Here is a 24,604-nt window from a genome sequence, read left to right on the forward strand (position 1 = left end):
CAACCGGCAAGCCGGCGTCCTGCACCGTTTTATGTATTGAAGGCAAGCCGCGATTCCACCAAGATAGGGGCATTCCCCCTCTCCCTGACTGCACAGGATCGCTTCATGGAAGCCATCGGAGAACTCATCGCCGCGATCGTCGGTCTAGCGGGTGCATTGCTCGAGCTCCTTCTGCTCAGCTTGGAACTGTTATTCTTCGCCGGCGAATTCCTGATTACGTTGCTCGTGAAGGGGCTTCAACCGGCTCGCCAGCGTTTTCGCAGTCGTCGCCAGGCCCAAGCCAGCCGGGCAGAGACTCGCGAAAAATCGGTTCCTCACGTGCTGACGGCGCACTGGATTGTCTTGGCAATTATTGTGGCCACTCCGGTCGCCATTTTCTCAGTTCTCGGCCTGATCAGTCGATACCACGAAAGTCAAATCACTCAAACGACGGCCGTTGCTTCAAAAACGGCCGATAAATACTTCGCCCAGCTGAAAGCCAACCCCGACGCAACATTGCCGGTCGGACCGCTGGAAGAAGTCGACATCTGGAATCGGCCCCTCAAGCTGTCGGTCCAGCGAAGCATGTTCGGCTACGGCGTCGAAGTCGCTTCCGACGGCCCCGATCAAAACCCCGGCGGTCACGATGACATCGTCGTCTCACGCTTCCAAAAAACAGAATGGAAAGAAGCCGGCGCCAACATGGCCGAGCGCGGTAAGAACGCCATCCAAGATTGGTGGCAAGGCAAGCCAGAAGAAGAAGCCGCTCCAAGCGACGAAGTGAAGATTGAAGAGGAATTCGAAAACGGCAAATTCTCCATCAAGTTCGGTAGGAAGAAGGACTAACTTCTACGGGTAGAACCGTTGTCGATATGTTTCATGCGGTCACAATTTGCCCACATAAAACTTCAGCTTGAAAACGATCAATTAGTTTCCTAAGCTATTTTTTGCCCTTACCCGAAAGGGCTCGTTTCATCTCACCCCAACTTCATGCAAGTCTCTCTGGGATGACCATCTGAATCGCCCAGCGAGACATCCCTGTGAATCGTTTCCTCAAGCCGATTCCGTTTTCATTTCTCCCTTTTTCGAAGTTGGGGTTTTGTCATGTCAAATGTTCTGCGCAAAGCGTTTACCCTGGTCGAACTTCTGGTTGTGATTGCGATTATTGGAGTACTGATCGCTCTGCTCTTGCCGGCAGTTCAACAAGCCCGAGAAGCCGCTCGGCGCATGCAATGCAGCAATCACTTAAAACAGATTGCCCTCGCCGCCCATAGCTACACCGACATTTATGGTGTCTTCCCACACAACAAGCTGCGCAGCGCGAACAACTATCGACAGATCTCGTGGATCGGAAGCATCTTGCCGCAGCTTGAGCAAGGCGCGGCGTTCGATCAGCTAACGTTTGACAATACCTGCTTCGAGGACGCTTCAGGGCCAGATCTAAATTGGCAAGTCACCGCGGCACTACGTGTTTCAACGCTCAATTGTCCCAGCAGCCCTTTGCCGGAAACGCTGCCGCACGAGCCCCATCGGCTGGCCTCGAACACAGAGCCGTACGAAATCCAAATCTCCTGTTACGCCGGTGTTTCAGGGGCTCAATTTGAACCTGGCACACTCGCGAATATTTCACCGGATGTATTTGGATTGGGACGTAACAATCACTCCGGAATGATCATTCATGTCGTTGATTCGTCGAGCGCTTTACCCGGCGGCCCAACGAACTTCGCCTCGGTGACCGACGGCACTTCCAACACCATTATGATCGGCGAGGTGTCCAACTATTCTTACGATGCCGATGGAGAAAAGCGGGATCCACGACCCAGCTTCATGCCTATGGCCTATGGCGCCGGAAATTGCGGCTATGCAAACGCGACGATGACCGACTTCCACGGCGGTATCTTGAATTCCGGTGCGTTCGATGCCAGTGGTAAACAAGCCAGTGGCCAGCGATCAGACAACTTGATCCTACCCGCAGTTCCTATCAACGATAGTATCGCGACAGCCTATACCAAGTGTGCGCCCGTCGGTCGCAATGGTGCGTTTCGTTCGGCTCACCCTGGCGGCGCCATGGTTGCCATGGGGGATGGTTCAGTTCGCTTTCTTTCCGAGACGATCGATTTCAGCTACACGTTTTTGTCGCTCTTGAACAAACAGGATGGCAACGTGATCGGCGAATATTAATCGCGTACTCCGATCAAGTTCTCATTTGCTCTCTTACATTTCCAAGGAAGTACGATGTACAACTGCTTGCGGCCGTCGTGTCTGATTTTGTTCGTCCCTCTAATCTCAATGCTGGGTTGCTCTGGTAATCCGTATCCTTTTTTAGAGCCAGTCTCTGGCACGGTAACTCGCGACGGCACACCACTGAACGGCGTGTTCGTGACGTTCGTGCCTGCGAAAGGCCGACCATCGGCCGGTTATACCGACGCGTCTGGCAAGTACGAACTTAAGTTCATGCACGACGTTTACGGCGCCACGCTGGGCGCGAACCAAGTGCTGTTAGAAGTTCCACTTGGCCAGCAAGGAAAGTCGTCCGATGCCGACTTTGCCCCTCAAACGAAGACACTCCGTTGGCCAGAACAAGTCGAAGTCATCGCTGACGGCCCTCCAATGGATTTCGACATCACCAAAATCCCCACCCGTCGACGCCGCTCGTAGGAGTATTGCTTAACGACTTTGGCTAGAGACACTCAACCGCCCTACTTAAGCCTCACCAAACCCCTGCGACATCAATCGCGATACCATTCAATATCGCACTGCGGATGGGCCGCTTCGAATGCTTTGACGGCCTTGGTGGTGACCGGTCGATTGCCTGAAAGATCGACGTCGGTCAGTTGCGGCATCTTGGCCAACTCGGCGAAGACGTCGTCGGTCACGTTTGTCATGGAAAGTCCCAGTCGTACCAATGCGGTGCAGTCCGTCAGGCGAGCGACCCCAGCGTCGTCAACGTCGGTGTGATAGACATCGAAACGTTCCAGCTTTGAATGGCGTGGCATGAACGCCATTCCTTTGCCGGTCACCTTCGTCCCCCGCATGCCCAGTTCTCTAAGGTTCGGCAGCGGCTCAAGAGACTCGAGAAACTGATTGGAAAGATCTGTCGAGTTCAACTGCAAATCGACAAGCGTCGGCATTTGGGACAACGTAGCCGCCGATGCGTCGGTGATTTTCGTACTCTGCAGCCACAATTCGGTCAAAGGAAGTTCAGCGATATGCTGCACACCGGCGTCGTCGACGTGGGCATAGCTAAGGTCGAGTTGCTGCAATTCGGTAAGATTGCCCAGATGTTCTAACAACGCATTGTCCACGCGTTCTTTCCCTTGCCGCAGATCGATTCGATACACGCTTCCGAAGATCTCCGAACCAAACCATTGCTCCAGCATTGTTGGCTTGGTCGGTGCCATTTGGATTTCGCCTCCAGCTTCCTCAATCTTGGCGAAGGCGGTCGTCCGCTTGTGGGCATAATTGGCGAACCAACCCAGTCCCACCGCAAGCAGAGTCAGTACGACCAGCAAGCTCCGCAGAGAAACTCGCAACCATCGATTTATGGCTGGTCGATCGGTCATTCGTTTTGGTTTTCTCCCAAAGGCTCTTCGCGTTCCAAGTGCCGAAGATTCGCCATGGCGGCATGCGATTTCAGCTTTGCGTCCAACTCGGTAATGGCCGCTTGAATGTCGGGACGCGGATCGTCGATCAGGTTTTTATTCTCACCGGGATCGTTCTGCAAATCAAAGAATTCGTCGCAGCCATCGTTGTGATAATCACGCACCAACTTGAAGCGATCGGTTCGATAACACCGCAGCGACGCCGTCGCATAGTGGATCATGTCGTACTCGGCGAACAGATCGTTGTTCCAATCGCTGGGCGTCTTTCCTGTCAGCAGCGGGCTAAGATCACGGCCAGGCAAAGCCGTGTCGCAATGCGTGTTGGCAATCGCGGCGAATGTGGGAAACAAGTCGAGCGCGGTCGCGGTCGAATCGATGACATGACCGGCTGGCACTTTCCCCGGCCAACGGACAATCGCCGGCACACGAAGCGACTGATCGTAAAGGTTCGGCCGATACTTGTTGGAGATCACCTTCACGCCGTGATGCGTTGGGCCAGGCGGCTTCTTCGCGGTCGCCCACAGTCCATTTCCTTTATGCCAAATGCCATGGTGCCCCATGTTGAAGCCATGATCGGAGGTAAAGATGACGACCGTGTTATCGGCCAACTTTAACGTGTCGAGCGTATCGAGCACGCGGCCCAAGTTGCGATCGACGCCCGATGTGCTGGCCAGGTACTCGCGCATCATCTTTTTGACCCTGGCCACATCAAGCCCTGGATAGTCGGGAATGGTCGGATCCATCTCGGCATACGGCTGCCAATCGGCGGGCGCGACCGGCAACCACTTTCCGTGCGGGGCACGCGTAGCGAGACACAAAAAGAAGGGCTGCTGTCGATTGCGTTCGATAAAACCAATCGCTCGGTCGGTAAGGATGTCGGTCGTCAGTCCACTGAACTTTTGTACTTTGCCCGCCTCTTCCAGCGGCGGGTTGTCCGGCGAAGTTCCCCCGCCGGTCAGCCCCATGAAGTAGTCAAAGCCATGCCGCGTAGGATGGAAACGCTCGTTGCCAGGGGCGGTCCAGTCACCCAGATGCCACTTGCCGACCAGCCCGGTGCGGTACCCTGCCCCTTGCAACATCTCGGCTAGGGTGATCGTCGCATCGGGATCCAACCGGACTTCGTTTTCACGATCGTACAGCTTATGCCCCGGCTGCGGAATAAAGTCGGGGATGCCCAACTCACTCGCGTAGCGACCGGTCATCAGTGCCGCACGAGCCGGACTGCAAACGGGCGTCGTGCAGAAGAAGTTGCGGAACATGGCCCCCTCGTTCGCCAGTCGATCCATGTTCGGCGTGGCGGCGATCGGCACTTCCTTATCGAGCCCCGCACGGACGGCCTGACCAAACGCCCACGGTGCCTGATCGTCGGTGACGATTAGCACAATGTTGGGCTTGTCGATCGTCGAAGCGTCCGACTTCGTTTCCTCCGCCCAAGCCATTGGCACGAAGAACAAAATGAAAAGGAAGGCAATCAGCGAAGAGACGGGCATTGGCATGAGGTGGGAGCTTTCGAGAAGGCAACTTTCGCCGCCCTAATTTGGGAAGATGACGGCATGATTCTCGTGTGGCCCGTATTATAACTTTTTATTGACCAAGTATACAAATATTTTTCACGAAGAATGCGTCGAGTGATGGCCAGGATTGGACGAAATGTGCGGCCATTCCCTCAGACAAATCGGCAGTAAATAAGGGAAGCAAATTGAATGCAACCTGATTCGCGCAAGACAACCGCACTTAAGTCGTTACGCAAACACGATCCTCAAATATTCCTCGACACTTGAACAGGTTTTCCGGCATAATACCTAACGAGTGTCATGTTACCGAAGCCGTTTGTTGACAATTCAACCGACTTACCCTAAGTCGCCGATATCGAGCGACTTTCCGTACCGTATCATCACCATCTTCCGCAGCTTTTCCCACTTGGCCCCTGCCAAATTCGGATCGGCATCGGTGATCGAGAACGCATCGACGCGTGCTTTCGCCAGCAGTTCGCCATCGCGCTGGAGGTCGGCAATTCGTAGTGGCGGCATCCCATGTTGCTTCCAACCAAACAGATCGCCAGGCCCACGCAGCTTAAAGTCGACTTCGGCCAGTTCAAACCCATCGGTCGTGCCAGCGAACGCTTCGAGCCGCTCGCGAGATGCATCGGTTGCCGGATTGGCAAACACGCAGAGATAGCCAGGGTGCTTACCGCGGCTGATACGCCCCCGCAGCTGATGCAGCTGAGCGAGCCCGAACCGTTCGCCACTTTCAATGGTCATCATCACCGCGTTCGGCACGTCGACGCCCACTTCGACCACTGTGGTGGCAATCAGCACGTCAATTTCATGTCGGGCAAAACGCTGCATAACGGCATCCTTTTCGGCCGGCGGCATACGGCCGTGCAGCATCTCGAGCCGAAACTGCTCGAGCTCGCCATTGGCCAGATGTTCGAGCAACTGTTCGACGCCACTGATGGAGTCTTCCCGCTGCGTTTCGTCCACAAGTGGAGCCACCACATACCCTTGCCGCCCCTCGCGTAGCTTCTTGCGAAAGAACTTCCACCACTTGGGCCGCTGATCGTCTTCGGCGATGTACGTGCTGACCGACTGCCGACCAGGCGGGGCCGTGCGAATCGTGGAGATATCGAGATCGCCAAACATCCCCAAGGCAACCGTCCGGGGTATCGGCGTCGCGGTCATTACGAGGTAATGCGGATCGTTGCCAGCACTTCGCAGCGCGGCCCTTTGCCGCACGCCGAACTTATGCTGTTCGTCGATGATCACCAGGCCCAGTTTCTGGAAGGTGATTTCAGTAGCGATGATCGCCTGGGTTCCGATCAGCAGATCGATTTCCCCCGCGGCGACTTCTGCGAGAAGCGTCGCGCGTTCCTTGTCCGTGAGCGAGCCAGTCAGCACGCCGATACGAACTTTGGCATGGCTCAGCAGCTTGGTCAACGTTCGAGCATGCTGCTTGGCCAAGACTTCCGTGGGAGCCATGAGCGCGGCCTGAGTTTTCGCCGCAACGGCGGCAAGCATCGCATAGACCGAAACCATCGTTTTGCCGGTTCCGACGTCTCCTTGCAGCAGGCGGTTCATCGGAATGGTCCGCTGCAAGTCATGGCAAATTTCGTGGATTGACTTGTTCTGGTCTTCGGTCAGCTCGAATGGAAGCAACTTGCGAATTCGTTCGTCGATCCGAAAATCGACCGGGATCGGCAAAGCACTTTTCCGCTGATTCAGTTGGTGTTTTCGCAGCGACATGGCCAGCTGCAGCACAAGCAGTTCCTGGTAAATGAACCGTTTGCGAGCCGCCTCCATCTCTTCGCGAGCTTCCGGTCGATGGATTTTATTGAGAGCGTCGTGAATGGTTAACAGCTCGTGCTGCTGAAGAAACGATTCCGGGAGGACCTCTTCCAGATCTTCACCGTACGCATCGAGGGCGGCGTGAACCATTTTCCGCATGAGTGCCTGACGAATGCCTTCGGTGAGGGGATACACCGGCAGCAGTTTGCCCCCCTCGGGCGTTTCGCCAGGTTCAATGATGTCGACCACCGGATGGGCCATTTCCCATCGATTGCCTTGGTGACGCGGCTTGCCAGAAACGATGACATGCTGCCCCGGCGAAAAACGTTTTCGCATGAACGGCTGATTGAACCAGACGCCTCGAAGATAGGCCTGATTGTCGCGTACCAGCACGCCGAGAATTGATCGGCCAGGCCCAGTTCCGCGAAAGTCGACGTCTTCGATTACCCCGGCAATGGAAGCAGGTTCGTCTTCGATCAAGTCGTCGATAGAGACCAGTTCCCTCAGGTCTTGGTAATCTCGTGGAAAGAAGAAGATCAGATCGAGGGCCGTATAAAGCTGAAGCTTCGCAAGCTTTTCAGCACGCTGGGGACCGACTCCCTTCAAGAACTGAACCGGCGTGCGAAGACGCTGCAGCGGAGTCGATGCGCGGCTGTCTGACATGCGGTCCCTCACCTGGTCGATCGGTCGAGATTATCGATACGGCTGATAGGCAGCCACGGCCAATTCGTCACACCGATCGTTTTCAGGATGGCCACTATGACCGGCGACGCGAGTGTATTTTACGCGATGCTTCTGCAGTTGTTCATCCAGCTGCCGCCAGAGGTCGTCGTTTTTGACCGGCTTCCACTGCTTGCCTTCCTTGCGTTGCCAGTTGTTCTTTTTCCATTTCGGCATCCACTCGGTCATGCCTTTGCCGACGTAGACGCTATCGGTGAAAAGCTCGATATTGCAAGCACGGCTGAGCGTTTGCAGCCCTTGAATAACCGCCATCAGTTCCATGCGGTTGTTGGTCGTTTCGCGTTCGCCGCCCGACTTTTCCATCTCTTTGCCGGTGGCAGGATGCCGCAAGATGAACGCCCAGCCGCCCGGCCCGGGGTTACCGCTACAGGCTCCGTCGGTGTAAAGAAGAACTTCTGGCTCGAAAGTGGCCGCCATGCACTGCTCCCTGTGGATCGTTCACTAAACGAGCGATTATGCCGCGAGAAGCAGCCCCGATAAAGCCCCACTTGCAAGTTCGTCAACTGGAAGAGGTGGAATCGATCGTCTCCGGCGTTTCGACCTGACGCGATCCTTGCAGCCGCACAAAGTCGCCATGCTTGCTCTTGGTGATCTCGTCGATCCGCGACGTAAACGAGTTTTCGATCACGTCAGGGCGATCTTCAATTTCCCAAGGAATGTCGACGAAAAACGTGCTCCCTTTGCCCAGTTCGCTTTCAACACGAACGGTACCGCCAAGCAGTTGGCAAAGCTCACGAACGATTGAAAGCCCCAGCCCAGTGCCGGAGTACTCCCGCGTGAGGGTATCTCCTTGAGAAGCAGTCCCTTGGCGGAACTTCTCGAAGATGATCTCCCGATCTTCCTCGGCAATACCAACCCCGGTATCGCTTACGGAAAGTTCCAGACGCCCGTCGACTCGATTGACTCGTACAACGATTCGGCCACCTTCCGGGGTGAACTTGATTGCGTTGGAAAGCAGGTTCGTCAAAATTTGCTGGAACTTCGATTGATCCTGCAGCGCCGGTGCTTCCTCCGCATTGACGTGCAGCGTCAAGTCGATGTTCTTTTCCTCGGTCAGCGAACGCACCATGTCACATGCCCCGCTCACCACCGAAGCCACCGAGAACCGCGACGGACGAACTTCCATCCGGCCACTTTCGACTTTGGCGAGATCGAGAATGTCATTGATCATGTCCAGCAGCAAACGGCCGGACTTCTGGATGTTTTCAACGTACCGCTTCTGCTTATCATTCAAACTATCGATACCACGCAGCACGTCGGAGAAACCGAGAATACTATTGAGCGGGGTGCGCAATTCATGACTCATGCTGGCCAGGAAGTCGCTCTTCAGGCAGTTCATTTCATAGAGCTGCATATTGGCTTGAGCCAACTGATCGACTTTGCCATCGAGGTCACGGTTCACATACGTCAGCTTGTTTTGGGCATCGATTAAGTGAGCCAACATGCGGTTGAATGATGTGGCCAGGTCTTCGAATTCATCACCGGTGTAAATCTCGGCACGAACATCAAGATGGCCTTGGCTGACTTCATCGCTCACGTCGCGAAGATGTGTCAGTGGCTTCACGATGATATACCGCACGATCAAGTAAAGTGCGATCATCGAAAGCGCGACCGTAATGATCGCCGTCGCCAGCAGATACGCACGGTTCTTCGTCAGTGCGAACTGCGTGATCTCGTCCTTTTTGACAATCTTAATCACGTTGAACGGCAGCTCGTTTTCAACCAACGCACCTGTGGGAAACGCTGGAGCAAGATTCGTGTTGTGGCATGCAATCGCACAAGAACGTTTCCAGTAGATCGGCTGGTAGTAGATGTACTGCTCTTTCTCCGCATCGTAGAACGCTTCCGACGCCGGCGAGTATGCAATCAGGTCATCGTTGTCGTTATCGCGTCCGACATGCATAAGCTCGTCGGCGGTCTCTTGCGTTTCCAATTCTGGCGTACGTAGGAACTTTTCCAAAATCTCTTTGTCGCGGGTCTGCTGAATATCTTTCAGCTTTCGCAAGATTTCCGCTTCTTCTTCGTCCGCAGGAAGATGGATCCGCTCGGCTGGGCGACGGGTCGCCGCCAAATCACGATCGGCCGCGTCAAGCGTCATGACTTGCCAATCGTAGTTGACGTACTCGAGATCGAGTCCGGTATCTTGAACGAGCTCTTCCCAACCGTCTGGGTTCTTTTGAGCCTGGGCGTCATGCTTCCAATGAATTTTCATCAGAACCGCATCGACCAGATGCCGCCCGGTGCTCAAGTTGTTGTTGTGCACCAGTTGCTCGGTTGACTGCCCATACCACCAAAAGCTGCCGGTGATCAGCAGCAGCAGGCACGTTCCGTACAGAAAGCGACATTTTCGCTCGAGATTAGTCTCGCCGAGAACTCGCTTGATGGAACGATACGACATGGATAGTTTTCAGTGTTCGGTTTTCAGTGTCCAGCAACAAGCAACCGAACACGTCGGGAAATTCCTACCCTTGAATTCTAGCGCTTTCGGCCATCTGAAACTACCCAGATTTCCCGAACCAGGGTCACATCATGTCGATCGGATCGACATCTGCGATCCATAAAACATCGTCAGGAACGGCGATTTTCTCGCGGCATCGCAGCACAGCGGCCCGCATCAGGTGGCGGTCAAAGCTATGCAGCAGCAGGTGATAGCGGTAATTTCCTCGAAGTTTCTCGATCGGAGCCGGTGCCGGTCCCTGCTGCAAAATGTCTCCCCCCTGCTCTTCCGCAAAGCGTCCCAGTTCGTCAGACACCTGCTGCATGAACAGCTCCACCGTAGGCTGCGTCGGCCCCCGCGCAATGATCCGGACCATATGCGCAAAGGGTGTCATTTGGAAATCGCGACGAAACGGCAACTCGCGTTCAGCAAACAGCTTGTAATCGTGCCGAGTCGCCGCTTCGATCGCCGGATGATCAGGACTGAGCGTCTGCACGAGCACTTCCCCACCCAGATCGCCTCGGCCGGTTCGCCCGGCAACTTGCGTGATGAGCTGGAAGGTCCTTTCGCCGGCACGAACATCCGGAAAGTGAAGTGCTGTGTCAGCGTTGATGACGCCGACGAGCGTTACGTTCGGAAAGTCCAAACCCTTGGCGATCATCTGCGTGCCGACCAAGATTTTGACTTCGCGATTACGAAACCTCTCGAGCGCCGCTTCGTGCGAGCCTGGTTTCTTCATCGTATCGGAATCCATCCGAATGATAGGAAACGAGCCAAACTTCGCTTTCACTTCCTGTTCAAGCTTTTGCGTGCCGATGCCCGAAAATCGAATCCCGTTGTGACGACACGTTGGCTCAGGACAGACGCGTGGTGCCTTGCTACGGAAGTCGCAGTAATGGCATACCGTGCTACCGTCGGTGATATGATGCGTCAGTGGAATTTCACAGTGAGGACATTCCACCAGGTGACCGCACGCGGGGCACTGAATATGGGTACTGTGCCCTCGTCGATTCAGGAGCAAAATGATCTGACCATCCTGATCGAGTGTTCGCTTCATCGAGTGATAAAGCTGCCGACTGATTGCTCCGCGAAAACTGGCCGTCTTGTCGTATCGCATGTCGACAGTCCGCACGGCCGGCAAGGGACGATTTCCGATTCGATGCGGCATCGAAATCAATTCGTATTCTCCTTGCTGAGCACGATAAAACGTTTCCAATGAAGGAGTAGCTGTTCCCAGAATCAGAGGCACTTTTTCATGTTCGGCCCGCTTCGCGGCAACTTCCCGAGCGTGGTAACGGGGGATCGAATCTTGCTTGAACGAGCTGTCATGCTCTTCATCAAGAATGATCATTCCCAATTGAGGTGTCGGAGCGAACACCGCACTGCGCGCTCCCACAACTACGTTGACAATACCTGACGCGATTCGCTTCCACTGCCAATGTCGCTCGACATCGCTCATGTGGCTATGCAGCACAGCAATTCGATCGAAACGCGATGCGAACCGCTGCTTGGTTTGTGGCGTCAGACTGATCTCAGGCACCAAAACGATGGCCTGTTTTCCTTGGTCGATCACGTTCTGAATCGCTTGGATGTACACCTCGGTCTTGCCGCTTCCCGTCACACCGTGCAAGAGAATCGGTTTGGGATGCGGTGTTTGAACTTGATCGAGGATGGTCTTAAGCGCCGACGTTTGAATTTCGTTGAGTTGCTTGGATGGTTCACGCTCGATATCGATGTCGTCAAAATGAGCGTGACTGACTCGGCGAACTTCGGAACTAATCAGCTTCTTTTTCCGAAGGCCGGTAATCGGGGCCTGGGTACAGCCACACTTTTCGGCCAAATCGCCCGGCGTCATTGGTTTGGTGGCGGCTGCCAACGTCGTCAACACCTTTTGCTGCTTCTCAGGCAACTTGATCGAAGCCAACCGCATGGCGACTTCCTTAGGCACACTCAGCAGAGTTACCTCGCGTGTGCCTGCATTGCCCCGAACGGCCGCAGGAATGACGGCATCAAGAACTTGGCCCCAACTGGCCAGGTAATACTCCGCCATCCACTTCGTCATTTGCAGCATGTGCGAAGAAAGGAGCGTTTGTTGGTCGAGGGCTCCTAGGACGTGCTTCAACTTGCGGCGGCCATATTCCTTCCGCTCGACGGCAACACAGTAACCCATCACACGGCGATTCGATCTTCCCAAGGGAACGTAGACGCGACGTCCAGGAACGACTTCGCCGACCATTTCATCAGGAACCAAGTAGTCGAACGTTTGCTCAGGCCCGGTCGACATAACAATGGAAGCTACGAGCCCAGTCTGGGCATCGTCTTGCTCCCAGGGGGTCGAATCGTCGCCGAAAAGTCCCTTTTGATTCTTCACAAAATCCCGAATAGTTGGCGTCTGGAAAGGTCATCCTGGCCAATTTCGGCCAAGACCGATACGATAGCACGTTGAGGGCAGCCTTCCCACCACGTCGAATTCGCGTCACGCGAAAGGGGGAGTACCATGCGACTGGGAATCTACGGGGGATCGTTTTCCCCCATTCACAACGGGCATTTGCTTCTGGCGGAATCGTGTCGCGAGCAATGCCAGCTGGACGAAGTCTGGTTTATGCCAGCGGCCACGAATCCCTTGAAAGCCGATGGCACGCTGGCATCCGACGCCCATCGTGTTGCCATGATCGAATTGGCCATCGCTGGTAATCACGCCTTCAAATGCAGTCCCATCGAACTGGAACGGGGCGGACTCAGCTACACGGTGGATACGCTTCGCGAAGTGCGAAAAATTGTTCCCCAGGCCGAACTGTTCCTTTTAGTTGGTGGGGATTCATTCGCTTCGTTTTATCATTGGCACAAGATCGACGAGATCTGCGAGCTGGCCACGATTAGCACCGTCGGCAGACCAGGCAGCGATCTGAACGACTGGGGTCAGCTTCCCGACGTTCTCAGCGAAGATCAAATGACCCGCATCAAACAGCATTTTGTTGAGATGCCGCTGATCGGACTATCCAGCACTGACATCCGCCAGCGAATTCTAAGTCAACGATCCATCCGCTACATGGTGCCGCGAAGCGTCGAGAAGTACATCGAAACGCAGCACGTCTTTAAAAAACAGACTGCGAACGCTTAGCGATTGCTATCACTAGGCAGCTTTCCGGCGGCCCAAAACCTGGCCAAGCTGCGGTGCCAGCGGCAGTTGCTCCAGCGCTGGGTCACTTTTCAAAGCTTCTAAAACTTGATCGAGCTGCTCCATCGACGACAAACTGAGATCGAGAAAGATCCAACGTTTGCCCGCAATTTCGCATACGCCTCCCCCTTGGCCGTCGAGCCATTCGCGGCGTATCTGATAGCCAAGGTCCTGGGCGGTGGCAATTGCCTGGTCAAGTAGATCGAGGGTGTGCATCCTTGCGAACTCCGATGATCTAGGTAATTTGCATTAGCAACCATAAAGGCTGCCGATTGTTCCGGCGGAAATTGTAGCCGTGAACGGGGGATCGTCGATAGACATATTACGGGCCAGCATCGCGCCGGCGTCGAATTCGTAGAAAGGATTCTGCCAATTCGACGGATGCCAGCAGCTAGCTCGTCTCTCACCAGTCGCGAAATACCATGCAAGCAGGCTCAAGGATGAACCACTCGCAATCCCCCACTGAAGCTTCCCTCGTCGAACGCCAGGCGAAAGAAATCGAAATTCTGAAGCGCCGACTGCTCGAAGCGCAGAAGCTAACCGCCATGGGGGAACTTGTCAGCACGACAACGCATGAGTTCAACAACGTGCTGATGGCGGTGATCAATTATGCCCGGATGGGCCTGCGTCATAAGGACGAGCAAACCCGCAACAACTGCTTCGAGAAAATCGCCGCGGCCGGCGATCGTGCCGCGAAGATCACCACCGGCGTGTTGGCAATGGCCAAGAATCGTGGCGATCGGATGGAGCCGACCGAACTTGCGAAGATCGTCGAAGACACGATCACTTTGCTCGAACGCGAACTGCGAAAATACCGCATTGAACTCGACTTCCAAAACAGCGAAGTCCCCCAGGCTGTTGCCAACGGAAATCAAATTCAGCAGGTTTTATTGAACTTGATGATCAATGCCCGCCAGGCGATGCCTCAAGGAGGGCGATTACTGCTGAAGCTTTCGTACGACGCCGACTCGAACATGGTCGATCTGCTGGTTCGCGACCACGGTACCGGCATTCCAGCAGATCAGTTGCCCCACATTTTCGATGCTTTCTACACCACCAAAACCGGCCCTGACGAAACCGGCAAAGGGGGCACCGGGATCGGCTTGGCGGCTTGCCGCGACATTGTCGAAGCCCACCAAGGAAAGATCCGCGTGCAAAGCACCGTCGGCATGGGAACCGCATTCACCATCCGGCTTCCAGCCGCAACCGCGAACCAAAAATCAGGCTCGCCTGTCTCCAGCAGCGTACCGCTGACCGGCGGCAGTATGCTTCCCACTGCCCCGGTTCGGCAGTAAGCCGCGCGGCACGCTTCACCGCAAGTTCATAAAAAACGGACTTGTCATAAACGAAAACGCGCACATAATAGGCGTTATGAACAACTGGCAATTCTATTTTGGTTTCTTCTTTACCTACTTTCCGAGTAGGGCCGAGGATTCTGTGTAGATTGCCGAAAGCATAACGCGAGAACTCCAAAGCCCTGAATCGGAAAGCGATTCAGGGCTTTTTTTGTTTCTGCACTTAACCAAACGACCTGACACCTCACGAAAATTTGCCTGGGAAGAGAAAGCCATGATCATTGTGATGAAACGAGATGCGACCGGCGAGATGATTCAACATGCCGCCGAAAAAGTCGAGAAATTAGGGCTCAAAGCCCACGTCATCGAAGGGACCGAAAGGACCGTGATCGCCGCGATTGGCGATAAACGAGAAGAAATGCGGGAATCGCTGGAAACCGTCGCTGGCGTATCGAAAGTGGTCCCGATTCTCGCCCCTTATAAAGTTGCCAGCCGCGAAGTTAAGCCGGAACCAACGCTCGTTAAAGCAGGCAGCCTGGAAGTTGGTAGCGGCAAGTGTGGGGTCATCGCTGGTCCTTGCAGTGTCGAAAACGAAGAACAAATCGTCAAAACGGCCAGATCGGTCAAAGCTGCAGGAGCCACCGCGCTGCGGGGCGGCGCGTTCAAGCCACGCACGAGCCCTTACTCGTTCCAGGGTTTGAAGGAAGATGGCCTCAAAATGTTGGCCACGGCTCGAGAAGAGACCGGACTCGCCGTTGTCACCGAAGTGGTCGCCTCGGAAGATGTCGAGCTGGTCGCCAAATACGCCGACGTGCTGCAAATTGGTGCTCGCAATATGCAGAACTATCGCCTACTGGAAGCGGTCGGCCGAGTCGATCGAGCCGTCCTTCTCAAGCGAGGCCCATCCGCCACGATCGACGAACTGCTTCTGGCCGCTGAGTATATCCTGAACGAAGGCAACAGCCGCGTGATGCTGTGCGAGCGCGGGATTCGCACATTCGAATCGCATACTCGCTTCACCCTTCCCTTGGCCACGGTGACTTACCTGCATCAAAAGACGCACTTGCCGATCGTCATCGATCCAAGCCATGGAACAGGTCACACATCGCTGGTTCCTGATATGTGCGTAGCGGCGGTCGCCATCAAAGCGGACGGTATCATTGTGGAAGTCCACCCCGAGCCAGATGAAGCGATGAGCGACGGTTACCAGTCGCTCGATTTGCCATCGTTCGCCGACACGATGAAGCGATGCCGAGCGGTAGCCGATGCCGTCGGTATCGAGTGCGGTGCCCAAGTCTAGCGAAATGCGGCAACCTCGAAAGGTCTCGCGTTAGTTCGAGACCTTTCGCTGCAGGGCGAACTTCAGTCGCTGATGGTCATCTTTGGAGAGTAAAGCCAACAGACGTTTCGAAACCGGATCGTACTGGATGTCGCCGTAGCCAGTCTTGCGAAGATCACTCAACTCTCGCTTGGCATCGTTGATCAACGCCGCTGCTTCCGACTTGCCAAGCTCCAACGAACGGACGTCGTAGAACTCGAGCCATGGCATGATCGGAACGCTCCGCTGACTAACCAATTGCACCGTCGATGCATTGATCGGCAACGCTTCGAGCTTCCAAGCTTTGCAAAATTCCGAGAGAGCTTGCTCCGCGGAAATGTTTGGGGCGGTCAACGTTACCGGGGTGGCTGGTCCCAATTTATTAAGAGCCAAGGAATCCCAGTCGCATAAAATCGTCAGTCCACTTTTCTTTTCCAGCTGATCAATCACTTTGTAAAGCGGCGTCGGTACAACGATTTGCAGCTTCACGTCACGTTGCAGTGCGGGACGCAGCTGATCGGTTCGGTGCGTCAAGTCAAACAACTGGGACGAAAACTGGCTCCGTTGCGGCAATCCCCGCGCGATGCGAAGTTTCTCGAGAAACACAACCGCTTTGAAATGGGCGACTTCACTTTGCGTGATCATGATCGCACCAGGATCGATTCGATAAAGTCCATCTCCGCGGGTCTGCTTCCACGAAAGGGGCTCGACCACATGCGTCAACAAGTAAGCGATGTCCGCCACTTGCTTTTGATCTTGCGCCAAGTCATCGACCAATAATCGGGCCACACGTTTATGGCCATCGAGTGGCTGCGTGATTTGCAGGCGAGCACTATTTTCAGTGGCTTGAATATCAAGCCCAAACGGTCGAACCGCGTTCTGCAAAATGCCTTCAATTGACGTTTGCGTTTGGTTTACGGTGATTGGCGTCGCCGCGTTGATATCTGCCGAAGCCAACGCGATTGGATCGAGCGTGATCGGGACCGTGCTCATCTGCGTTACGAACGAAGCAAACTGATTGAGCGGCATCTTTTGGAATTCGATCTTCACGATCGGATCACGAAGTCGCTGAGCAACATCCACATTGGCGATCGGAGGCACCAACTGGGGTGCGGAAGCGACTTCAATCTTGGGTGCCGGATCGGCCGCATTCGCCGGAGCTGAGTTTGTGTTGGCAGAATTTTCGAAGTCTTCCGGATTGAAAATCGGGAACGATTCGCCGAATACCTCGTACAGCGGATCGTCCTTCAACTGGAGAACCGAATTATCGTTCTCTGCAACAGCAGGCTCCGCAGGCACCGTTTCTGACGGCCCCGCTTCAGGCATGTTTTCTGGCCTCGGTGTCGTGGCATCATTCATCGGGTCATCGAAGAGAAACGGATTGTCATCCGTAGGAATGACCGGTTCGCCAGGCTCTTCCGCGCCAGGATTGTTGGGGGGTTCTTCGGTAGGCGTCGATGGGGAGGCCTCGGGCGTTTGTTCCGTCTCCATCGGCGTCGGCATTGGATCTAACGCAGGCTCTTCCTGCGGTTGCGGTTCAGCTTCGACCGGCTGCGTTTCTTCTTCGGCTGGTTTCGTTTCCTCTTCCGGAGGCTCGAACTGAGCGACTTGCGTTGGTTCGACCTCTTCCGGAGCTGGCGTCGGCGAAGCATTGCTGCCTGAGAAAACGGCGTAGCCAATAATGGCGAACGTGGTCACCGCCATGACGGCCGTTCCACCGATCAACGCCACGTTGCGCCACTTGCCAACGGAAGCACTGTCGGCGAATCTTCCAGACTCGATGGGAGGCGTTGTTGCCGAAGCGGCTTCGGATGGCGTTGCGGCGGCAGAACCTTCTGCCGGCGCGTCGTCCAACATTTCGTCGAGCTGATCAAACGCCCCATCGGATGATGTCGCAGCGGCATCGGACGCAGGAACTTCAGGTTCCGGGCTCGACTCGGGTGAGGTGACGGCCTCAGGCGGTGTTTCTGCCGGAGGCGTCGGTTCTGGCTTGACGACAGGAGCGACGGGTGCGACCGCTTTCGCCTTCTTTTCCGACGGTGCCGGGGCCGAATCGGGATCGGCGATCTCGAGCATGCTGCCACACTTGGGACAGTTCACGATCTGACCGATCAGCGAGCGGCTGTTCACTTTCAAGCGAGCAGAACAAGTCTGGCATTGAACTCGAAATAATGTCACGAGGAGTCTCTCAACGGAAAGCGGCTATTGAATTTTGAACACGTCCGGCAACGTGTAGTTGTTCGTCTCCGCCGCCTTGCGGGTCGTTACCACCACCTTCTTTGCATCTTCAGGACCATCCATGGGGTGAATCACGTAAATCAGTTTCTGGACTTCAGTGTTCGGACCAGGCGAAGCCTCAGGGTTCGCACGCACCAAAAGCTGAGCCAAGATCTCCCCGGCTGGTTTGTTTTCGTGCGTAAAGTCTTTGATCTCTTTGTTGCGTGTGATGCCATCCAACTGCAGGTCGCCACCCTTGATCTCAATCGGAACGCCTGCTTCTTCGCCAATGTCACGCAGAGCAAACTCCAGCGAGTTTTGCGGGAAGGAGATACTCATCTTCGAGGCCAACTTTTCTTCGATGGTCTCCGGTTCTTTCGCGGCTGGCATACCACCACCGGCGGCTGGACCAGAAGCCCCCGCGGTGTTAGCGGCTAACATCAGCTCGGCTCCAGCCACCATGTTCTGTCCGGCTGCCGCGGGAAGAACGATGTTAATGACGGCTTGATTGGCTTCAACGCCGGTACGTGCTTGTTGGTACGCAAACTGAACCATGTTCGGAAAGCGCGACGCCAGACGTCGCCAATAGGGAGTCGGATTGATCGAAGGAACCGCGTCTTCCAGCTTGCGTGACGACGCATTAATCTTTTCCTTCATCGAGACCGCCAGGCTAAGTGGATCGAGACTCAGCGAACCGATACAACGCATTTCGACGTAAAGGTTTTGACCGATGTGCCCGCTGACCAAGATGCCCCGCAGACCTTCGCCCAGGAAATCTTTGACCGCCGCGGCACCTGCGGCAAGTTCGCCTCGCATGACTTGATCGCTCGACGTGGCGAGGAACTGGGGCTCGACAAGCAAGCTGACCGTTTGCATCGCGTCCGATTCGCGGCGTAACTGCTCGAGTTCTCGGGTCAGTTGTGGCGCCACAACGCCACGTGCGGCCACTGCATCGACGACCGCTTTCGAGCTCGCTACGAACTGCCGGTCTTCTTTTCCAGGAATCGGCATCACCGTCCAGCCGTTGACCTGATACATGGGCGTATTGCTGCCAGCCACGGGGGATGGATTTCCCCAAAGCGATAGCAAATTGGTCGCCCCTTTCAGATTCGCGACAATACATGGAGGGCCGCCGGCGGTCGAGGCCCCGAAACCAACCGTCAACGCCTCAAGCTGTTCTAAGCGAACTCCAAGGTCCCCTTCCAACTGCTCTCGAACCGTAGTGAACTGAGGCCCCAAAGCTCGCAGCATGCGGTCCCCTTCCGGATTGCCGGTCAAGTCACTCGCACGTACGACCAAGGCGACTCGAGTATCATTCGGCAGGCCGGTTAGATCGATCGGAGTACCATCGGTTGGGGAAGCCCACAGCGTTTGGCCATCGTCTTCCACCAACTGCGGCCCCGTCGGTGCAACGGGAGCCGGATCGACCGGTTGAGGGTCGACTTCCGGCGCGGGATCAACCTCGGGTGGATCTTCCACTTGCTCGCCGTTATCAGCGATATCGTCCGGCGGGAACGCAAGTTGATAACCATAAATACCACCCACAATCGCCGCGATCGCCATCACGCCGAGCACGACCAGGCTGGTAATCTTTCGTTGAAATTTTCGTTTGCGGATTCGTTCCGCCAAAGCGGTGGCCCGACTGGCTCCGCCATCTTGGGTTGGCTGAGCGGCAGGAACGGCCGCTGCGACCGCAGGCTGTGCGACCGCCACAGGAGCGGCCACCGGAGGTGCGACCGGCTGAGCCATCGCCGGCTGCGGAGGTCCTGCTGGAGGGGCACCACCTGGGAATGGAGCAGCCGCCGGGGGGACTGGCTGAGGAATCGGCGCTGCAGCTTGTGGCTGCCCTGGAAAGGGAACCGCCGCCGCGGGAGGTGTCGCTGCAGCAGCTGCCGGAGGAGCCGCCGCTTCGCTCGCTTGCGAAGTGAGGTATTGCAGAAAACTGCCCATCGTCGGCGGTGCATCGGCCAGCGGTGGTGAAAGCTGCGAGGCATCGACAAACGGTCGCAACGCTTCAGCAACATCTTGAGCACTTTGATATCGCCCGCCGGGGTTCTTCGCCAAGAGGTATTGGATGACCTGCATCATGTCGGCGGGAATGTATGGCGGCTTCGGTACATTCAGCGTCGCGTGCTGCTGCAATCGTTCCTGAATTGAACCGTTCACGAGCGGATTGCCGGTCAGCAAATCGAACAAGATCGCTCCGAGCGCATACAAGTCGGTCAGCTTCGTCGGAGCATTTCCAGCGCTTTGAAGCTCGGGAGCCGCAACGTTAGCCAACGCGTCGAGTCGTTCTTGTTGGGCTTCGTCGGCCCAGTTGATCCCTTCAACGGGGCGAACGGGAAGATGCATCAGCTTGAGATTGCCTGTTGGTTCCAGCCAAAGCTGGTCCATCGTCAGGTCCCCCATCACCATCCCTTGGCTATGAACCTGGGTAGCTGCCAAGGCGGCCTGCCGTGTTAGCCGAGCGCAATCGGGCGGCGGGATCGGAACGCCATCGCCGGGGCGACTTTCGGCGAGCAGATTGCCGTCGAGTTGTTCGGTGACGAGGTAACTACGCTTACCACGCTGATAAAGCTGGAAGCAACGGATCAGGTGCGGATGAGGTACCGACGAACGAAGCTGGCACATCTGCTGCACGATTGGGAATCGTACCGAGTCTTCTTGAATCTCCGAGGCAATTGGGTGCAGCCAAACCGGATGGCCGGTCGAGGAATGCTTCGCGGCATAGGCCCCTTTGAGCGGGCCAGAATCGAATCGATCGGTCAGCTGGTATTCACCAACGTGGATTGCTTTCGGCCGACCAGCCAACAGCACACGGGCCTGGTATGTAGTCAGATGGCCCCCTTTGACCAGCCATGTGGCCAAGGCTCGCGCATCTCCGTTTTTGCCATCCTGTTGATACTGATCATGCAGCGGTTTACAGGCCTCTTTGGTCATCAGGCCTGATTCGAGGATCAGCTTCCAGAAGTCGTTCGTCTTGGTAACTTGCATGCTTATTGCGTATCCGTCTTGCACGGTTTCGCCTTCGGGTCGAAAGCGAACCACGGAATATCTAGCCTAGGAAGGGCGTAAATCTTGTTCCATCAACGTATTAGTGTACCGCGCAGGTTCTGCGGAGAGCAAAACTTCGGTCAGGTTTTCGGGGGCCGTAAGATCCTCGCCAGCATGCCCCGCACAAATGGGATAAGCGGCAAAACCGAAGCTGCAGCGAGACCGCAGATCCTTAAGCCATCGCGGGGACCGCTTCTTTGATAACCTCAACAGCCGTATTGATTTGCGGCATCGAGACATCCAGGTGGGTGACCATCCGGATCTTTTGAGGGGCGACCGAGAGAACACGTACCCCACGCTGCTCGAAAGCGGCTTGAAGCTGGGCGGCGGTCCCCAGTTCTTTCTCGATGCTGAAGATGACAATATTGGTTTCGACAGGGTCGACATCCAGCGTCAGCCCCTCGGTTTGGCGAACCGCTTCGGCCAGTTTAGCGGCTTTCTCGTGATCCTCGACCAGACGCGCGACATTGTTCTGCAGGGCGAAAAGAGCCCCTGCGGCAATGATCCCAGACTGACGCATACCGCCACCGAACAGTTTTCGGGCACGCTTAGCGGCTTGAATGAATTCGGCAGGACCGGCGAGTGCGCTGCCGACGGGGGCACCTAGTCCTTTGCTGAAACAGACGCTGACAGTGTCGAACATGGCACTCCAATCGGCGACCGAGATCCCCGTCGCGGCGGCGGCATTGAACAAGCGAGCCCCGTCGAGATGCGTTTTCAGCCCGTTTTCATGGGCCCACGTAGTGATCTTTTGCACGATATCGAACGGCTGCACTTTGCCGGAACCGCGGTTGTGGGTGTTCTCTAAACAGACCAGCTTCGTACGAACGAGGTGGTCGTTTTCTGGACGGATCTTTCCTTCGAACTGCTCCGACTGCAGTACGCCCTGCTCGCCTGGCAGCGTGCGTGCCACGACACCGCTTAGCTGGGCGAAAGCCGCTTGTTCGTAGTTGTAGACATGGCAGTTTTCTTCGCACAGGAATTCGTCCCCAGGCCGACAGTGCAGACGGATGGCAATCTGATTGGTCATGCTACCTGAGGGCATGAAGATCGCCGCTTCTTTGCCGAGCATGTCGGCGGTCAGCTTTTCCAGACGCTCGGTCGTCGGATCGACATCGATTACGGCGTCCCCCACTTCGGCTTGAGCCATGAACTGCCGCATGGCGGTCGAAGGCTGCGTGACAGTGTCGCTACGAAGATCGATGGCAGTGTTCATGGAGGACCAAGTCGTGAGAGGATCGAAACAAAAAGCCTCCCGCCATTTTGCCGGGAGGCTTCCTTTATGCCAAGCACGTTACGTAAATCGACGCGTTACCTAATTTTCTGGAAACTGTGTTACGTTTCCGTCGTTTCGTTGGAACCAGTTCTTCAGGAAGTTCTCGTCAACGTTGCGACTGAAAAAGCGAACGCTTCCATCGCAGAACCCACCCAGAAAACCATTCGGCTGCGAGGCTCCCAGGCCTTTCTTCACGTTCATCAAATCTACTTCCAAGTCACTCGGCTTCGTCCAAGGGACCGCGTGATCATCGTTCACTTCCACGCACATCGCCGTGTTGGAAAGACCGTCGGTGAAGTTGCGGAAGCCAAGCCCTTTCGTTATCTGCTGACCCTCTGGCGTCGGCCCCGGGTTCAACGTGAATGCCATGTTTTCACCGACAGGCAAGAGGTAAGTGGTGTAACCTTCGGGCGCGGTGCTTTGGGGGTTGCGATAGACGTCCGGCATCTGCTCGACCAACTTCATGTTGTGCTCGCTGTCCCATGGCTCGTCGAGGTGGAACTGTTCGTACAAGTTTTGCTGCTCGACGAATGGCAGCATCATCACACGCCAGGAAAGCAGCGGCTTGCCGTCGGCATCGGTTTTGGCGTAAGCAGGCAAAGCGTTATACGTATCGTGAAAGATGTGCATCCCTAAGCCGATCTGCTTCAAATTATTGCTCGACTGCATTCGGCGAGCCGCAGCGCGGGCCTGCTGCACGGCCGGCAGTAACAATGCGATCAGGATACCGACGACGGCAACGTTCGCGCCGACGATGTTCTCTTCCGTCTGCTCGAAGTTAACGACCAGAGAATTGCCTTCTTTCTTCGGCGTCAGGGCGGCCAGCCACTTTTCGGTCAAGCGAACCTGGTAACGGCCCATGGCAGCTTCGATTTCGTCTTCGCTGTTGAGCATGTTGTTCGCCTGCATCAACATCGCTTGCTTGCCCATGTCGAGGCCGAACTGAATCATTTCTTCCAAGCGTCCTGTCGCAGCTTCATCGACACCGTTGATCGTCAGCGTGGCAGCCAACTTCTCGGTGCAGTGGAAGCTAAGCATGATCGACTCGGTGTAGTTGGGAACCTGCTTGTACATCGTGAACGGCGGCGGAATCTTCTGCTGGGCCAGCATGCCGTTGATTTGATCACGGACCGGCTCGACATTGAACGCAGCGAACGCATCGGCGCCATCGTTCGCTGAGACGAGAATTTCGGCTGGCTTGGTCAACGCTTCATTCGGACCATTTTCAACAACGCTTCCCATCAGCGACATCGAACCGATCATGAAAGTATGCTCGTCCACGATATGGGCAGCCACATAGTCAAGCGGATACGCCTCGGTGTAGAACGCCTTCCCTTTCAGCTTGGGAAAATACTCGTCGATGTCAGCTTGGTCGGCCATGCCGTCCACTAACTCGTCGATCCCGGCGAAGAACTTTTCTTCGGAAAGCAATTCCGAAGTTTTGACCACCGAGAAAAAGTCTGGCTGCGGAAAGTCCGGCGTCGGAGGGGTCAAGACAAACGTGATGGAGGTGACCTTCATCGGGTCGAACCCCAAATACTTCTTGCCGAACGCTTCCGCCACTTCGACTGGATAAGCCTGAACGATCGGTTCGTTCAGCAAACGTTCCGCTTGCACAAAGCCGACGCCGACAGCGGTTGCAGGAATGTATTCCAGGCCTGGCAGCTTCTCATCGGCGGCAGGAGCTGCTGCTTCCTGAGCCATCAAAACCTGCGGTGGAAAAGCCATCGTGGCGGATAAAAAGCCGATTAGAAGGGCACTCAGAAGATGTCTCATGGGGTTCTCGCCTCCGCGTTTTCCATGCTAATGAAAGAAGAGTTTCAACTTGCCATTTATTCGGCAACTTGCCAGTTATACGGCAAGCAATGCCCTCATTCGAGCGTTTTTTGATGAAGTTTATCCACTGCGGGGACTACTTGGCGCTGCTTTCTGAGGTGGGCTCTATTATCGCATACTGTCCAAGCGAAATCGGTATCATTACGTCAGACGCGTTTCGCTCGGCAATTCCTGAGGTTTTCGTCGATCGGAACGTCGTGGAAGAATGCACGCCGTAGTTTTTCGGGGCGAAAAAGCCTATTTTACCGCGAGATTTCAGGTACACCTGGGGCAGGCCTTGCCAATTATTCTGCAATAATTGTTGTACACTTGAACAATAAACGCGTACAATTAAGTGAATCACGCCCACGACGACCTGGCGTCGAATCTTAGGGAGGCGTAAACCGC

At 55.5% G+C, this 24,604-nt stretch carries 17 protein-coding genes; 6 read left to right on the top strand and 11 right to left on the bottom strand.

The genetic code is table 11. The features are described from left to right. Positions 1 to 105: 105 nt before the first annotated feature. The 3 genes from LA756_RS10100 (at position 106) to LA756_RS10110 (ending at position 2,637) form a co-directional block, all read left to right on the top strand. Positions 106 to 825: a hypothetical protein gene (locus LA756_RS10100; protein ID WP_224439753.1), complete on the top strand. Its 720-nt coding sequence runs from the start codon at positions 106 to 108 to the stop codon at positions 823 to 825. A gap of 258 nt (positions 826 to 1,083) precedes the next feature. Continuing rightward, complete coding sequence (locus LA756_RS10105) at positions 1,084 to 2,160, top strand: DUF1559 domain-containing protein (RefSeq protein ID WP_224439754.1); 1,077 nt, start codon at positions 1,084 to 1,086, stop codon at positions 2,158 to 2,160. A 54-nt stretch (positions 2,161 to 2,214) separates the two neighbouring features. Then, positions 2,215 to 2,637 (top strand): hypothetical protein, encoded by a 423-nt coding sequence (locus LA756_RS10110; protein WP_224439755.1) that lies wholly within the window; start codon positions 2,215 to 2,217, stop codon positions 2,635 to 2,637. Between the two features lie 71 nt (positions 2,638 to 2,708). Here LA756_RS10110 and LA756_RS10115 read toward each other — a convergent pair whose 3' ends face one another. From LA756_RS10115 to priA, 6 genes are all read right to left on the bottom strand, one after another. Continuing rightward, complete coding sequence (locus LA756_RS10115) at positions 2,709 to 3,542, bottom strand: leucine-rich repeat domain-containing protein (RefSeq protein WP_224439756.1); 834 nt, start codon at positions 3,540 to 3,542, stop codon at positions 2,709 to 2,711. Further along, positions 3,539 to 5,077, bottom strand: a complete 1,539-nt coding sequence (locus LA756_RS10120; protein WP_315858347.1) for a sulfatase-like hydrolase/transferase — start codon at positions 5,075 to 5,077, stop codon at positions 3,539 to 3,541. The genes LA756_RS10115 and LA756_RS10120 overlap by 4 nt, the downstream gene beginning before the upstream one ends. Before the next feature lie 354 nt (positions 5,078 to 5,431). Next, entirely contained in the window at positions 5,432 to 7,528 is a 2,097-nt protein-coding gene (gene recG / locus LA756_RS10125) for an ATP-dependent DNA helicase RecG (protein WP_224439757.1), read from the bottom strand. Positions 7,529 to 7,558: 30 nt separating this feature from the next. Then, the gene (gene rnhA, locus LA756_RS10130; RefSeq protein WP_224439758.1) at positions 7,559 to 8,023 is read right to left on the bottom strand and encodes a ribonuclease HI; all 465 of its coding nucleotides are present in this window, start codon (positions 8,021 to 8,023) and stop codon (positions 7,559 to 7,561) included. Positions 8,024 to 8,105: 82 nt separating this feature from the next. After that, positions 8,106 to 10,004, bottom strand: coding sequence for a HAMP domain-containing sensor histidine kinase (locus LA756_RS10135; protein WP_224439759.1), 1,899 nt, complete (start codon positions 10,002 to 10,004; stop codon positions 8,106 to 8,108). Positions 10,005 to 10,128: 124 nt separating this feature from the next. Further along, complete coding sequence (gene priA / locus LA756_RS10140) at positions 10,129 to 12,414, bottom strand: primosomal protein N' (protein WP_224439760.1); 2,286 nt, start codon at positions 12,412 to 12,414, stop codon at positions 10,129 to 10,131. A gap of 126 nt (positions 12,415 to 12,540) precedes the next feature. On the opposite strand from priA, the gene nadD reads away from it, so the two are divergent. Continuing rightward, positions 12,541 to 13,164: a nicotinate-nucleotide adenylyltransferase gene (gene nadD, locus LA756_RS10145; protein ID WP_224439761.1), complete on the top strand. Its 624-nt coding sequence runs from the start codon at positions 12,541 to 12,543 to the stop codon at positions 13,162 to 13,164. Between the two features lie 12 nt (positions 13,165 to 13,176). Here nadD and LA756_RS10150 read toward each other — a convergent pair whose 3' ends face one another. Beyond that, positions 13,177 to 13,437, bottom strand: a complete 261-nt coding sequence (locus LA756_RS10150) for a hypothetical protein (RefSeq protein ID WP_224439762.1) — start codon at positions 13,435 to 13,437, stop codon at positions 13,177 to 13,179. Positions 13,438 to 13,661: 224 nt separating this feature from the next. Here LA756_RS10150 and LA756_RS10155 point away from each other — a divergent pair, with 224 nt between their 5' ends. Both LA756_RS10155 and aroF read left to right on the top strand, forming a co-directional pair. Next, on the top strand, positions 13,662 to 14,516 hold the full coding sequence (locus tag LA756_RS10155; RefSeq protein ID WP_224439763.1) for a sensor histidine kinase: 855 nt from the start codon (positions 13,662 to 13,664) through the stop codon (positions 14,514 to 14,516). A gap of 274 nt (positions 14,517 to 14,790) precedes the next feature. Next, the gene (gene aroF, locus LA756_RS10160; protein WP_224439764.1) at positions 14,791 to 15,816 is read left to right on the top strand and encodes a 3-deoxy-7-phosphoheptulonate synthase; all 1,026 of its coding nucleotides are present in this window, start codon (positions 14,791 to 14,793) and stop codon (positions 15,814 to 15,816) included. A 30-nt stretch (positions 15,817 to 15,846) separates the two neighbouring features. Here the strand turns inward: aroF and LA756_RS10165 are convergent, their stop codons facing one another. The 4 genes from LA756_RS10165 to LA756_RS10180 all read right to left on the bottom strand — a co-directional run bounded on the left by LA756_RS10165 (position 15,847) and on the right by LA756_RS10180 (position 24,157). Continuing rightward, positions 15,847 to 18,012, bottom strand: a complete 2,166-nt coding sequence (locus tag LA756_RS10165) for a hypothetical protein (protein ID WP_224439765.1) — start codon at positions 18,010 to 18,012, stop codon at positions 15,847 to 15,849. Positions 18,013 to 18,036: 24 nt separating this feature from the next. Continuing rightward, complete coding sequence (locus LA756_RS10170; protein ID WP_224439766.1) at positions 18,037 to 21,045, bottom strand: protein kinase; 3,009 nt, start codon at positions 21,043 to 21,045, stop codon at positions 18,037 to 18,039. A 232-nt stretch (positions 21,046 to 21,277) separates the two neighbouring features. Then, positions 21,278 to 22,321 (bottom strand): low specificity L-threonine aldolase, encoded by a 1,044-nt coding sequence (locus tag LA756_RS10175; protein WP_224439767.1) that lies wholly within the window; start codon positions 22,319 to 22,321, stop codon positions 21,278 to 21,280. 99 nt (positions 22,322 to 22,420) lie between these two features. Continuing rightward, a complete protein-coding gene (locus tag LA756_RS10180) occupies positions 22,421 to 24,157 on the bottom strand; it encodes a DUF1559 domain-containing protein (protein ID WP_224439768.1) in 1,737 nt (578 codons plus the stop codon). Positions 24,158 to 24,604 lie beyond the last annotated feature (447 nt).

Source organism: Bremerella sp. TYQ1, from assembly GCF_020150455.1.
Lineage (GTDB): Bacteria > Planctomycetota > Planctomycetia > Pirellulales > Pirellulaceae > Bremerella > Bremerella volcania_A.